We start from the raw sequence: 12,807 nt of genomic DNA, 5'->3' as shown, positions 1-12,807 counted from the left end.
GGGTTTCCCCCACCACGCTCGGGGTGCGTCCCGGATGCGCTCGACCGGCGGGGTTGCGTAGCGTCGTCGGTATGAGCACACTCTCCCGTCCCCGCAACGGTCGTCTGCTGGCCGGCGTCTGCGCCGGTCTCGCCGATCGCTTCAACCTGTCCCGCACCCTGGTCCGGGTGGTCTGGGTCATCCTGAGCTTCTTCCCCGGGCCGCTGTGGATCGCGTACGTCGTGCTGTGGTTCGTGATGCCGCCCGAGGGTGGTCGGCGGCGCTGAGCACCGGTCCGTCCGGACGGGTTAGTGTGGCGGCGTGCCGGTCTCCGTCTTCGATCTGTTCAGCGTCGGTGTCGGCCCCTCGAGCTCGCACACGGTCGGCCCGATGCGGGCCGGTGCCGAGTTCGCAACCCTCGTCCGTGGCCTGCCCGTCGCGTCCGTGGTGGTCGACCTGTACGGGTCCCTCGCGTCGACCGGGCAGGGTCACGGCACCCTCGGTGCCGTCGTCGCCGGGCTCATGGGGTCACACCCGGAGACCGTCGACCCCGATGCCATGGTCCTCGCGCTCGACGCCGTGGAACGCGACGGTGTCCTGCGCCTCGATGGCGGTGCGAGCGTGCCGTTCCGCCTCGCCGACATCGTCCTGCACCCCCTGACGATGCTGCCCCGGCACCCGAACGCCATGCGGCTGCGTGCCCGTGACGCCGACGGGACCGACCTGGCCGACGAGACGTACTACTCGATCGGTGGCGGGTTCATCGCACGGGACGAGGCGGCGGAGCCCGCGGCCGACGCATCCGCTGCCGTCGCCGGTGCCGCGATCCCGGTCGACGACGCCGTGCCGTACCCGTTCTCGAGCGGCGCGGAGCTGCTCGCCGCGTGTGCCGGTTCCGGCCTGCCGATCAGCGGCGTCGCCCTGGCGAACGAGGCAGTCACGCGGACGGACGCCGAGATCCGGTCCGGACTGCTGGGCATCCACGGCGTGATGGAGTCGTGCGTCGACCGATCCGTCCGCCGGGGCGGGTGCCTGCCCGGGGGACTCGACGTCCGCCGTCGCGCGGCCACCTGGCACGAGCAGCTCACCCGCGAGGACCCCGACCACGACCCGCTCTTCGCGATGGAGTGGGTGAACCTCGTCGCCATGGCGGTCAACGAGGAGAACGCCACCGGAGGCCGCGTCGTCACCGCCCCGACGAACGGCGCAGCCGGCATCATCCCCGCGGTCCTGTACTACGCGCTCACCTACGTGCCCACGGTCGCCGACGCCCCCGCCGCCGAACGGGACGACGCCGTCGTGCGGTTCCTGCTCACCGCCGGGGCGATCGGGTCGATCTACAAGGAACGGGCGTCGATCTCCGGTGCCGAGGTCGGCTGCCAGGGCGAGGTCGGTTCGGCGGCGTCGATGGCGGCTGCAGGGCTCGCCGAGGTCCTCGGGGGCACGCCGGAGCAGGTCGAGAACGCCGCCGAGATCGCGATGGAGCACAACCTCGGGCTGACCTGCGACCCGATCGGCGGCCTGGTGCAGATCCCGTGCATCGAGCGGAACGCGATCGCGGCGAACAAGGCGATCAACGCCGCCCGGATGGCCCTGCGCGGGGATGGGGTGCACCACGTGTCGCTCGACCAGGTCGTCGAGACGATGCGGCAGACCGGGGCGGACATGTCGTCGAAGTACAAGGAGACCGCGATGGGCGGGCTCGCGGTGAACGTCCCGCTCTGCTGAGCGCCAGCTCGCGCCCGTTTGCGCCCGCTCGCGCGTCAGGCGTGCAGGAGCGTCAGCAGCCGTGCCGTCTCGGTGGCGATGGCGTCCCGGCCCGCCGACACGTACTTGCGCGGGTCGACGACGTCCGGCCGCTCGTCGAGCACGGTGCGGAGCGCACGGGTGAACAGGCCGTTCAGGTGCGTCGAGATGTTGATCTTCGTCATCCCCGCGTGTACAGCGCCACGGAGTTCGTCGTCGGACAGGCCCGAGGACCCGTGCAGCACGAGCGGCACCGGAACCGCGGCACGGAGGCGCTCGACCAGGTCACGGTCCACCGACGCCTCGCGGGTCTGCATCGCGTGCGAGGTCCCCACCGCGACCGCCAGGGCATCGACCCCGGTGTCAGCCACGAACGCGGCTGCGTCGGTCGGATCGGTGCGGACGCCGGGTGCGTGCACGCCGTCCTTGCCGCCGACCTCGCCGAGCTCGGCCTCGATCGCGACGCCCGCGGCGTGACACCGAGCGGCGAGCTCGCGGGTCGCGGCCACGTTGGCGGCGAAGTCCAGGTGTGAACCGTCGTACATGACCGAGTCGACGCCCAGCTCGACGCCGGCCGCCACCAGCTCCGGGTCCTCGATGTGGTCGAGGTGCACGAGGACCTCGACGTCGGCGGCGCGTGCGACCGTCTGGGTCGCGGTCGTGATCGGTGCGAGGCCGCCGTGGTACCGGACGCAGTTCTCGCTGATCTGCAGGATCACCGGCAGACCGGCCAGCTCGGCGCCGGAGACGATCGCCTCGGCGTGCTCGAGCAGCACGACGTTGAACGCACCGACCCCGCGGCGTGCCGTGCGGGCGGTGTCGAGCAGGCCGGTGAGGGCGAGGTCGTTGATCATGCGGGGGTCCTCGTTCGGTCGTGGGCGGGAGCGGGCGGGGTGGACAGGAAGCGGTGGACGTCTGCCGGGTCGACCGCGCCAGCCACCGGCTGGAGGACGGCGGCCGCCCCGTGTGCGGCGGCGGACCGCATGGCTCGGAGCAGGGTGGCGTCGTCGGGGGCCGGGACGCTGCCGTCGGGCGCGGAGAGGCCAGCACCGACGAGGACATCGACCAGGACACCGACGAGTCCGGCGGTGGCTGCGTCGCCGGCGCCGGTGGGGTTACCCGAGACCCCGGGGACCGCTGGCACCTCGAGCACGTGCTCGGTGGTGTGGGCGGCGATGCCGTCGGAGCCGCGAGAGACCACGACGACCGTCGCGCCGAGTCCGAGGAGCCGGAGTGCCCCCGAGCGCTCGTCGTCGGCGCCCGTGGCCTCGAGCAGTTCCTCGCGGTTGGGCTTGCAGACCGTCGCGCCGGCCGACGCGGCAGCCAGCAGCGCGGTGCCTGAGCAGTCGACCACGGAGAGCACACCGCGGCGGCGGGCGGCGGTGACCCAGCGGGCGACGACCGCGGGGTCGGTGTCGCGGGGCAGGGAGCCCGACACGACCAGGGCAGCGGCGGGCGGGGCACCGGCGGCACCGCGGGTACTGGCGGCACCGGTGGCATCGCTGGCATCGCCGCCGAGCAGTGTCTCGACCGCGGTGGTGACGGTGTCCCACTCGTCGGGGCTGAGCACGGGGCCGGGCTCGCCGAACATGGTCGGGTGCGCGAGGTCGTCCACCACCGTGACGGTCGTGCGGGTCTCACCACGGACGGCGACGTCGGTGTGGACGAGCCCGAGGTCGTCGAGGGCATGGGCGATCCAGTGCCCGCCGTCGCCGCCGAGGGGCAGCACGGCGTGGGTCGGGACACCGGTGGCTGCGAGGACCCGCCCGACGTTCAGGCCCTTGCCGCCGGGACGCCGCTGGACCTCGAGCACGCGCTGGGTCTCGCCGATGCGCTGTTCGGCGACCCGGTAGGTCACGTCGACGGCCGGGTTCGGGGTGACGACGAGGATCACGCGACCACCGCCGTCGGCAGGGCTCGGACGCTGCCGCGCTCCGGGTCGAGCACGACCAGGTCGGCGGGGGCGCCCACGCTGAGCGGGGCCGGAGCCCCGAGCAGGCGTGCCGCACGCCCCGCGGACGCCGCGACGACCTCGGGCAGGTCGGTCCCGGCGTCGAGCAGGCGGCGGACGGCGTCGGCGACCGTGATCGTGCTGCCCGCCAGCGACGAACCGTCGGCGAGCACGGCGAGCCCGTCGCGGACGGTCACCGCCGATCCGGCCACCGTGTACGCGCCGTCGGGGCAGCCGGTCGCCGCCATGGCGTCGGAGACCAGGACCATCCGGCCCGGAGCGCTGCGCTGGACGATGTCGACGGCGACCGGGTCCAAGTGGTGGCCGTCGACGATGCACTCGAGCAGAACACGGTCGTCGGAGAGCGCGACCCCGACCGGCCCTGGCGCACGGTGGTGCAGCGGGGGCATCCCGTTGAACAGGTGGGTGGCGAGCGAGGCCCCGGCGTCGACCGCGCGGCGGGTCTGCTCGGCGGTGGCGTCGGTGTGGCCGATGGCAACGACGACCCCGGCGTCGACGAAGCGGGCGACGGCGTCGAGTGCACCCGGCAGCTCCGGCGCGAGCGTGACGATCCGCAGGGCGCCACCCGCGGCGTCGCAGTAGGCGTCGACCTCGGCGGGGTCCGGGGCGTGCAGCAGGTCGACGCGGTGCGCCCCGCGACGGGCGGGCGCGAGCCACGGCCCCTCCAGGTGCAGCCCGGCGAGCGTGCCGTCCGCGACGAGCGGCCGGAGCCGGGTGAGGGCCGCCACGGTGTCCGCGCGCCCGCCCGTGGCGATGGACCCGACCAGGGTGGTCGTGCCCCGTGACCGGTGGTGCCCAGCGGCGGCGCGGGCGTCCTCGGCGGAGCACCCGGCGAAGTCGTGCCCGAGCGCCCCGTGGGCGTGCAGGTCGACGAACCCGGGCACGACCGCGCCGTCGACGGTGACGGCGGTGCCCGTGCGCATCGGGGCCCCGGTGCCGGTCGCCAGCACGGTGTCATCGTCACCGATGACGAGCCAGCCGTCGTGCAGGTCCGCCTGGGCCGTGACGATGCGATGAGCTCGGACGAGGGTCGTCACAGCAGGACTCCGGTCTCGGTCTCGAGCAGCGCGCGTGCGAGGATCCCCGCTCCGATGGCGCCGGCTGCGTCGCCGTGCCGGGCGGGGACGACGACGGGGACACGGACGCCCTGCAGGCGCTCCGTGACGGCGTCGCGCAGCGGGTCGAGCAGCAGCGGCCCCGACTCGGCGAGTCCCCCGCCGACGATGATGGTGTGGACCCCGGCGACCGCGGTCGTCCAGGCGAGCGCGTCGGCCAGGACCGCGACGCAGTCGTCCCAGACCGCACGGGCTGCGGGGTCGCCCTGGCGGACCAGGAGCATGGCGGCGTGAGCGGACGGCGCGCCGGAACGACGTGCGACTCCCCCGGCGGACGCGATCTCCTCGACGCGGTGTCCCGCGTGCGGACCGGTCTGGATGCGGACCTGCCCGATCTCCCCCGCCCAGCCACCGCCGGACACGACGACGCCGTCGACCACCAGGGCGCTCGCGAGCCCGGTGCCGACCGGCACGAACGAGACCGACCCCCGCGAGAGCGCCGGGTCACCGGCCCGGACCTCGGCCAGGGCGCCGGCGCGGACGTCGTGGCCGAAGGCGAGCGGCACGTCGATCCCGTGACGCAGGAGCTCGGCACGGACGAGGTCACGCACCGGGACGTCGCGCCACCCGAGGTTGACGGACAGGTCCACGGTGCCGCGGGTCTCGTCGACGACGCCGGGGGTCACCACCCCGATGGCTCCGAGCGGCGCCCGTCGGGTGGCCTGTGCGGCCAGTTCGGCGACGACGGCGGCGAGGCGCTCGGCGCCCGGGTCGTCGCGCGGCGTCGGTACCCGGGTCTCGTCGAGGACGAGTCCGTCGGCCGTCGTCAGCCGGGTCTTGATGCCCGTGCCGCCGACGTCGACCCCGAGCACCGCGCCTGCGCCACCCATCAGGTGAGGATGACCGACCGGGTGAGCGACCGGGGGTTGTCCGGGTCGAGCCCGCGTCCCTCGGCCAGGGCGACGGCGAACCGGTGCACCACGACGAGTCCGGCGATCGGGTCGAGGTCGTGCTGGACGAAGCGGGCGCCGGTGGCGGCGACCTCGTCGGCCAGGCCCTCGGGTGCCGTGCCGAGCGACCAGACGAGCCGGCCGGGCTGGGCGATCGCGATGGGACCGTGCCGGTAGTCCATCGCCGGGTAGGACTCAGCCCAGAACTGCGCGGCCTCACGCGTCTTGAGCGCGGCTTCGAACGTCAGGCCGACTGCGGCCCCACGACCGACGAACGAGACCTGCTCGGCGTCGAGCAGGTCGTCGATCGGCACCGTCAGCGCGGTCTCGGCCTGGGCTGCGAGCGCGTCGACGTCGTCACCGATGGACGCCCGCAGCAGTGCGAGCGTCGTGGTGGCGAAGCGGGTCTGGACGACCGAGCGCTCGTCGGCGAAGGGCAGGGCGACCACCTGGTCGGCGACGGCCGCGGCAGGGCTGTCGGCGACGGCCGTGATCAGGACGGTCCGCTGCGACGGCAGGGCCTGCAGCAGGTCGACGATCTCGGTCGTCGTGCCCGAGCGGCTGATCATGAGCACGCGGTCGTACTCGCGGGACGCGGGGTACTCGGATCCGGCGAAGGCATCGGTCACACCGAGGCCCGCCTGCTCACGGGCGACGGCGTAGCTCATGGCGATGAACCAGCTCGTGCCGCAGCCGATCACGGCCACGCGTTCGCCCGGCTGGGGGAGCGCGTCGGCGAAGGTCGGCAGGAGCGCGGCGGCTGCACGCCAGGTCTCCGGCTGCGAGGCCAGTTCAGCGCTCACGAAGGTGTCGGTCATGGGAGCCTTCCGGGTCCGGATCGATCCGGGTGATCGATGATCAGGAAGCGTAGCGAGCGATCGTGCGCAAGGGAAGGGGAAAACGTCATTTCCGATCACCGGGGGACGGTGGTGACGCCGTAGGATGACCGTCATGACCCCCCAACAGCGGCTGAACGCCCTGCTCGAACTGGTGAGCGAACGCGGCAACGTGTCGATCGCCGAGATCGGGGAGCTGCTCGGGATCTCCGCCGCGACGGCTCGCCGTGACCTCGCGACCCTCGCCGACCAGCGGCTCGTCACGCGCACGCACGGGGGCGCGGCAGCGCTCGGGGCCGGGTACGAGCTCCCGCTGCAGTACAAGATCGCCCGGCAGGCCGAGGCGAAGACGGCGATCGCCCGCGCGGCCGCCCGACTGGTGCAGCCGGGGGAGACCGTCGGCCTCAACGGCGGGACGACCACGACCGAGGTCGCGCGTGAACTCGGCAAGAGCGAGCGGTTCATCCGCGCCGACGGCGAGTTCGGCATCACGATCGTGACGAACGCGCTGAACGTCGGGTACGAGCTGTCCGTCCGCGCCAACGTGAAGATCGTGGTCACCGGTGGAGTGGCGCGGCGGCAGTCCTACGAGCTCGTCGGGCCGCTCGTCCGGGACACCCTCGACGAGTTCGCCCTCGACCTCGTGGTGCTCGGCGTCGACGGTCTCACCGGCCAGTACGGCGCGACCACCATGCACGAGGGCGAGGCCGAGGTCAGCCGCCACTTCGCCTCGGTCGGACGACGCGTCGTCGTGGTCGCCGACTCGACCAAGATCGAACGGTCGACCTTCGCCCGGATCTGCCCGCTCGACCGCATCGACGTCCTGGTCACCGACCAGCCGGTGCCTGCCTCGTTCGCCGCTGACCTGGCCAGCGCCGGCGTGGAGCTCGTCGTCGCCGACTGAGCACCCCCTGCGGCCACCCCGGAACGGTCCGGACGTTTCGATCGTGTAAAACCCTCCCCGGCACGGATGCGTGAGCGATCCGTGAGCGCCTATTGTGCATTCATGATCGATTCGGCATCATGGGCGTCACATTCACGCAAGGGAGCGATGAGCATGGGCGCTGACAACGCAGGACTCCGCGTCGCGGTGATCGGGATGGGCCAGCGGTCCGCCATCGCGCGCCACGTGGCCGAGGCAACCGCCGACGACCCGTCGCTGCAGGCCCGGGTCGTGGCCGTCGCCGACGTCACCGCGGCCGGCCGGGACCGCGGGCACGACGAGTACCCGGACGCCCTGGTGGTCGAACACCACCGTGACCTCACCGGTCACGTCGACGCGGCCATCGTCACCACGCCGGACTGGACCCACGCCGAGATCGCGATCGACCTGCTCCGCGCGGGCATCGCCGTCTACCTCGAGAAGCCGCTGGCCATCACGGTCGAGGACGCCGACGCCGTCCTGAACACCGCGGCGGAGACCCGGACGCCGCTGTACGTCGGGCACAACTTCCGGCACGCCGCCGTCGTCCGCCTGATGCGCGAGATCGTCGACCGCGGCGAGATCGGTCAGGTCAAGGCCGTCTGGTGCCGGCACTTCGTCGGCAACGGTGGCGACTACTACTTCAAGGACTGGCACGCCGACCGCAGCAAGGTGAACTCCCTGCTCCTGCAGAAGGCGAGCCACGACCTCGACGTCATCCACGCGCTCGGCGGGGGCGACACCGCCCGGGTCGTCGGGATGGGTTCGCTGTCGGTCTACGGTGACGTCACCGACCGGCGCGACCGCAGCGGCGAGCTCATGGGGGACTGGTTCTCCCACGACAACTGGCCGCCGCTCGCCCAGACCGGGCTGAACCCCGTCGTCGACGTCGAGGACGTCTCGATGGTGATGATGACGCTCGACAACGGGGTGCAGGCCAGCTACGAGCAGTGCCACTTCACCCCGGACTACTGGCGGAACTACACCGTCATCGGCACCGAGGGACGCCTCGAGAACATCGGCGACACCGGTGGTGGCGTCGTGAAGGTCTGGACGCACCGCCGGGGCTGGGACACCGCGGGGGACCGCGAGTACCCGATCGACGGCGTCGAGGACGGGCACGCCGACGCCGACCTGCTCACCATGACCGAGTTCCTGCGGTCCGTCGCGTTCGACGAACCGTCGGAGCTGTCCCCGATCGCGGCCCGTGCCGCGGTCGCCGCCGGCGCGCTGGCCACGCGCTCGCTCCGCAACGGGTCCGTCCCCATCGACGTCCCGCCCCTGCCGGCCGAGACCATCGCGCACTTCACGTCGAACGCCCCGCACTCCACCCCCTCCACCCCGCATCCCGCCCAGACCGTCGGCTCCTGACGGCCGTGCGAAAGGACACCCCGATGACCGCACACATCCCCACCCGAGGAACCGGCGTGCGCCGCGTCCTCCTCGGCGCCGTCGCCGCACTCGGCGCGGCAGCGCTCCTGGCCGGCTGCTCCTCGTCGTCCGGCGCGTCCGGCTCCGGCGGCGACTACGAGGCCGCGCCGAAGGACACCAAGGCGTCCCTGACCTACGCCGTCTGGGACGAGAACCAGGTCAAGGCCATCAAGGCCAACCTGAAGGGCTTCAACGAGGAGTACCCGGACATCAAGGTGAGCGTCGACGTCACGCCGTTCGCCAACTACTGGACGAAGCTGCAGACCCAGGGCTCGAGCAACACCCTGCCCGACCTGTTCTGGATGAACGGCCCGAACTTCCAGCTGTACGCGGCCAACGGCAAGCTCGCGCCGATCACCGGCGAGGTCGAGTCGGGTGACATCGACGCGTCGAAGTACTCGAGCGCACTCAACGACCTGTACACGTACGACGACACCCAGTACGGCGTGCCGAAGGACTTCGACACCATCGGCGTCTGGGTCAACAAGTCGCTGTTCGAGCAGGCCGGCTTGGACCTGCCGTCCAAGGACTGGACCTGGGACGACTTCCAGCAGACCGGCGCCGAGCTGTCCGAGAAGCTCAAGTCGAAGGGCGCCTACGGGGCGGCCGGCGGCATGGACGGCCAGACGACGTACTACAACACGATCCTGCAGGCCGGGGGATCGGTCGTGAACGCGGACGGCACCGAGTCCGAGTACGCCACGAAGGCCTCCGAGGACGGCCTGCAGTTCTGGACCGACCTGATCGACTCGGGGGCATCGCCCTCGATCAAGCAGCTCACCGACACCACGGCCGACCAGTGGTTCACCTCGGGCAAGCTCGCGATGTACCAGGGCGGCAGCTGGTTCCGCTCCGCGCTGACCGGCACCGAGCTCGAGAAGGACGTCGTCGCCTACCCGCTGCCCAAGGGCAAGGAGCAGGCGACCGTCATCCACGGTGTCTCGAACGTCGTGTCCGAGGCGAGCAAGGACAAGGCAGCCGCCCAGGCGCTGCAGGTCTACCTCGCGGGCAAGACGGCCCAGCAGCAGCAGGGCGACATGGGCGCGGTCATCCCGGCGTACGAGGGCACGCAGAGCGCCTTCACGAAGACGATGCCCGACGCCGACCTGCAGGTGTTCCTCGACGCGGTGGACTACGCGAAGCCGCTGCCGGTGTCGAAGAACACCGCCGCCTGGAACACCCTCGAGACCACCCTGCTGCCGAGCGCCTTCGACGGGTCGAAGCCCGTCGACCAGGTGGCAGAGGACCTCGCACAGAAGATGGACGCCGCCCTCGCCAAGGAAAAGTAGGACCCGCGCGTGACGATCAACACCGAGCGGCCCCCGGCCGCAGCCACCCCCGCCCGGACGACACGTTCGTCCGGGCGGGGCGCCCCCGCTCAGCGAGCCGACGGCGGCCGAGCGCCACGACGGACCGACGGCTGGTGGCCGTGGCTCTTCGTGCTCCCGTTGCTCGTCGGCGTCGGCACCTTCTACATCTGGCCGATCATCCAGACGTTCTGGTACTCGTTCACCAGCTGGGGCGTCTTCGGCGGTGCCACGTTCACCGGCGTCGCCAACTACGTCCGGCTCGTCGGTGACCCGCAGCTGTACCAGTCGCTGCTCAACACGGTGATCTACACCGTGATCGTCCTCGCCGGGATCCCGATCGCGGTGTGGCTCGCCAGCCTGCTGAACACCCCGGGGCTGCGGTTCGCGCAGTTCTACCGGGTGCTCTTCTTCCTGCCGTACGTCGCCATGCCCGCGGCGATCGCCCTGGTCTGGCGGATCATGTACAACGGCGACTACGGCATCGTGAACTGGTTCCTCGGGAACTTCGGCATCGACGGCCCGTACTGGATCTCGACCCCCGGCTTCGCGCTGATCGCGGTGAGCCTGGTCGGCCTCTGGTCGTCCCTCGGGTTCTCGATGATCATCCTCGGCGCCGGGCTCAAGGACATCCCGCCGGAGCTCTACGAGGCCGCGGAGCTCGACGGCGCGAGCCGGTGGCGGCAGTTCCGGTCGGTGACCGTGCCGTTGCTCAGCCCGAGCATCTTCTTCGTGGTGATCGTCACGACGATCTCGAGCTTCCAGCTGTTCGACCTGCTGTACGCGATCCTCGGCAGCACCAACCCGGTGATCCCGAAGACGATGTCGCTCGTCTTCTACTTCTACAGCGCCGGGTTCATCGACAACGACAAGGGCTTCGCGGCCGCGATCGCGATGGTGATCTTCCTGCTCATCGGCATCGTCACGCTCGTGCAGTTCCGCGTCCAACGGAAGTGGGTGCAGGGATGACCGCCACCGTCACACCGCCTCGGACCGCGCGTCGGCCCGGCCGTCGCGGCGGCAGCCACTGGTGGATCCACGTCGTGCTCGGCATCGGCGGGTTCGCGATGGCCTTCCCGTTCCTGTGGCAGATCATCATGTCGCTGTCGACGAACGCGCAGGTGCAGTCCGTCACGCCGGTCTTCTGGCCGGGGGAGCTGCAGTGGCAGAACTACGCGCAGGTGTTCGAACGCCTGCCGTTCCTCAGCCAGCTCGGCACGTCGGTGTACGTCACGATCATCCGCACGATCGCGCAGATCGTCCTGTGCACGCTCGCCGGGTACGCCTTCGCCCGGATGCGGTTCCGCGGCCGGGCGGCACTGCTCGCGATCGTGCTGTCGATCCTGCTCGTGCCCTCGCAGGTCTACCTGATCTCGCAGTACCAGATCGTGCAGGGGCTCGGCTGGCTCGACACCCTGATGGGGATCGTCGCACCCGGGCTGTTCAGCGCCTTCGGCACGTTCCTGATGCGGACCGCGTTCCTGAACATGCCGCCCGAGCTCGAAGAGGCAGCGCGGATGGACGGTGCGAACCCGTTCCAGACGTTCTGGCGGATCATGCTGCCCCTGGCCCGTCCCTCGATCAGCGTGCTCGCGATCACGACCGTGCTGTGGTCGTGGAACGAGCTGCTCTGGCCGCTCGTGGTCTCCACCCGCGCCGAGGACATGCCGCTCGCAGCCGGCCTCGCGACGCTGTCGAGTGACCGCACGATCGACTACCCGGTGCTGATGGCCGCCAGCCTGATGGCGATGGCGCCGGTGCTCATCATGTTCGTCGTGCTGCAGCGTCGGGTAATGGACGGGCTCGCGTCGTCCGGTCTGAAGTGACCACCGCGACCCCCGGCCTGGAGGCCCGCCCCGCGTCCGTCGCGGTCCTCGCCGCCGCCGTGGGGTCACCGGACGACTCGGCGACGGTGGCGGCTGCACTGGCCGCCACCGTCGCCGACGCCGGGCCCGCGGAGCGGGACGCGCTGCTGGTCGCGGCGCTCCGCGCCGCGGTGCCGGACAGCGCCGACGCGCTCGCGGAGCGGGGCCTCCCGCGCGCGCTCGCCGAGGCCTCCGTCGCCGACGTCGACCGCAAGCTCGCACGCTACGGGCTGCACGGCACCGGGGTGGAGTGGCTCGTCGCCGTGGTGACCGGGCGCGTGGTGGCCGTGGGGCGCCTCCAGTTCGAACTCGGCGACCACCTGGCGGACGGCACGCTGGCCTGGGGCGTGCACGTGCCGGAGACCGGGCCGCTCGACCCGGTGGCCTGCGACCGCTCGTTCGCCCGCGCACCCGAGGTCCTGCGCGGCCTCGCACCGCAGCTCGCTGCCGATCGGTGGCAGTGCCGCTCCTGGATGCTCGACCCGGGACTGCCCGCCGCGCTCGGTCCCGATGCCAACCTCGTGCGCTTCGCCCGGCGCTTCCGTCTCGTCCCGCCGGGCGAGCGCGACGCGACCGAGGGGGACGCCAGCGTCGCGAAGTTCGTCTTCGGGGTGCCGCTGGCGACCGCGCGGTCCGCGGCGCCGTCCGGTCGGTTGCGCGCGGCCGTGCTCGACCGGTGGGCGAGCGGTGGGCACTGGACCGAGCGGACCGGCACGGCACCGGTCGCGTGACCGCCCGCAGCCG

At 72.0% G+C, this 12,807-nt stretch carries 13 protein-coding genes; 8 read left to right on the top strand and 5 right to left on the bottom strand.

Annotation, left to right across the window (positions count from 1 at the left end; all coding sequences use genetic code 11):
• Positions 1–71 precede the first annotated feature (71 nt).
• A complete protein-coding gene (locus tag DEJ08_RS17560) occupies positions 72–266 on the top strand; it encodes a PspC domain-containing protein (RefSeq protein ID WP_027466823.1) in 195 nt (64 codons plus the stop codon).
• Between the two features lie 34 nt (positions 267–300).
• On the top strand, positions 301–1,707 hold the full coding sequence (locus tag DEJ08_RS17555; RefSeq protein ID WP_111053672.1) for an L-serine ammonia-lyase: 1,407 nt from the start codon (positions 301–303) through the stop codon (positions 1,705–1,707).
• A 35-nt stretch (positions 1,708–1,742) separates the two neighbouring features.
• Here DEJ08_RS17555 and DEJ08_RS17550 read toward each other — a convergent pair whose 3' ends face one another.
• Genes DEJ08_RS17550 through DEJ08_RS17530 form a run of 5 tightly spaced genes read right to left on the bottom strand, consistent with a single transcriptional unit; the run spans position 1,743 to position 6,520 of the window.
• Entirely contained in the window at positions 1,743–2,579 is an 837-nt protein-coding gene (locus DEJ08_RS17550) for a class II fructose-bisphosphate aldolase (RefSeq protein WP_181438900.1), read from the bottom strand.
• Positions 2,576–3,619, bottom strand: coding sequence for a 1-phosphofructokinase family hexose kinase (locus DEJ08_RS17545; RefSeq protein ID WP_111053673.1), 1,044 nt, complete (start codon positions 3,617–3,619; stop codon positions 2,576–2,578). The genes DEJ08_RS17550 and DEJ08_RS17545 overlap by 4 nt, the downstream gene beginning before the upstream one ends.
• Positions 3,616–4,734, bottom strand: a complete 1,119-nt coding sequence (gene nagA / locus DEJ08_RS17540; RefSeq protein ID WP_111053674.1) for an N-acetylglucosamine-6-phosphate deacetylase — start codon at positions 4,732–4,734, stop codon at positions 3,616–3,618. Before nagA ends, DEJ08_RS17545 begins: the two co-directional genes overlap by 4 nt.
• On the bottom strand, positions 4,731–5,642 hold the full coding sequence (locus tag DEJ08_RS17535) for an ROK family protein (RefSeq protein WP_071406233.1): 912 nt from the start codon (positions 5,640–5,642) through the stop codon (positions 4,731–4,733). The genes nagA and DEJ08_RS17535 overlap by 4 nt, the downstream gene beginning before the upstream one ends.
• Positions 5,642–6,520: an SIS domain-containing protein gene (locus tag DEJ08_RS17530; protein WP_071406232.1), complete on the bottom strand. Its 879-nt coding sequence runs from the start codon at positions 6,518–6,520 to the stop codon at positions 5,642–5,644. Before DEJ08_RS17530 ends, DEJ08_RS17535 begins: the two co-directional genes overlap by 1 nt.
• A 133-nt stretch (positions 6,521–6,653) precedes the next feature.
• On the opposite strand from DEJ08_RS17530, the gene DEJ08_RS17525 reads away from it, so the two are divergent.
• The 6 genes from DEJ08_RS17525 (at position 6,654) to DEJ08_RS17500 (ending at position 12,794) form a co-directional block, all read left to right on the top strand.
• The gene (locus tag DEJ08_RS17525) at positions 6,654–7,442 is read left to right on the top strand and encodes a DeoR/GlpR family DNA-binding transcription regulator (protein WP_027466817.1); all 789 of its coding nucleotides are present in this window, start codon (positions 6,654–6,656) and stop codon (positions 7,440–7,442) included.
• A gap of 147 nt (positions 7,443–7,589) precedes the next feature.
• Entirely contained in the window at positions 7,590–8,831 is a 1,242-nt protein-coding gene (locus DEJ08_RS17520; RefSeq protein WP_111053675.1) for a Gfo/Idh/MocA family protein, read from the top strand.
• A 23-nt stretch (positions 8,832–8,854) separates the two neighbouring features.
• Complete coding sequence (locus DEJ08_RS17515) at positions 8,855–10,180, top strand: ABC transporter substrate-binding protein (RefSeq protein ID WP_111053676.1); 1,326 nt, start codon at positions 8,855–8,857, stop codon at positions 10,178–10,180.
• A 9-nt stretch (positions 10,181–10,189) separates the two neighbouring features.
• A complete protein-coding gene (locus DEJ08_RS17510; RefSeq protein WP_111038425.1) occupies positions 10,190–11,167 on the top strand; it encodes a carbohydrate ABC transporter permease in 978 nt (325 codons plus the stop codon).
• Complete coding sequence (locus DEJ08_RS17505) at positions 11,164–12,024, top strand: carbohydrate ABC transporter permease (protein WP_181433258.1); 861 nt, start codon at positions 11,164–11,166, stop codon at positions 12,022–12,024. The genes DEJ08_RS17510 and DEJ08_RS17505 overlap by 4 nt, the downstream gene beginning before the upstream one ends.
• Positions 12,021–12,794 carry a hypothetical protein gene (locus tag DEJ08_RS17500; protein WP_111053677.1) on the top strand — a complete coding sequence of 258 codons (774 nt, stop codon included), beginning with the start codon at positions 12,021–12,023 and terminating at the stop codon, positions 12,792–12,794. Before DEJ08_RS17505 ends, DEJ08_RS17500 begins: the two co-directional genes overlap by 4 nt.
• Positions 12,795–12,807: the final 13 nt, after the last annotated feature.

It is taken from the genome of Curtobacterium sp. MCLR17_054, from assembly GCF_003234335.2.
Lineage (GTDB): Bacteria > Actinomycetota > Actinomycetes > Actinomycetales > Microbacteriaceae > Curtobacterium > Curtobacterium flaccumfaciens.
This window is presented reverse-complemented; position numbering and strand designations above follow the sequence as displayed.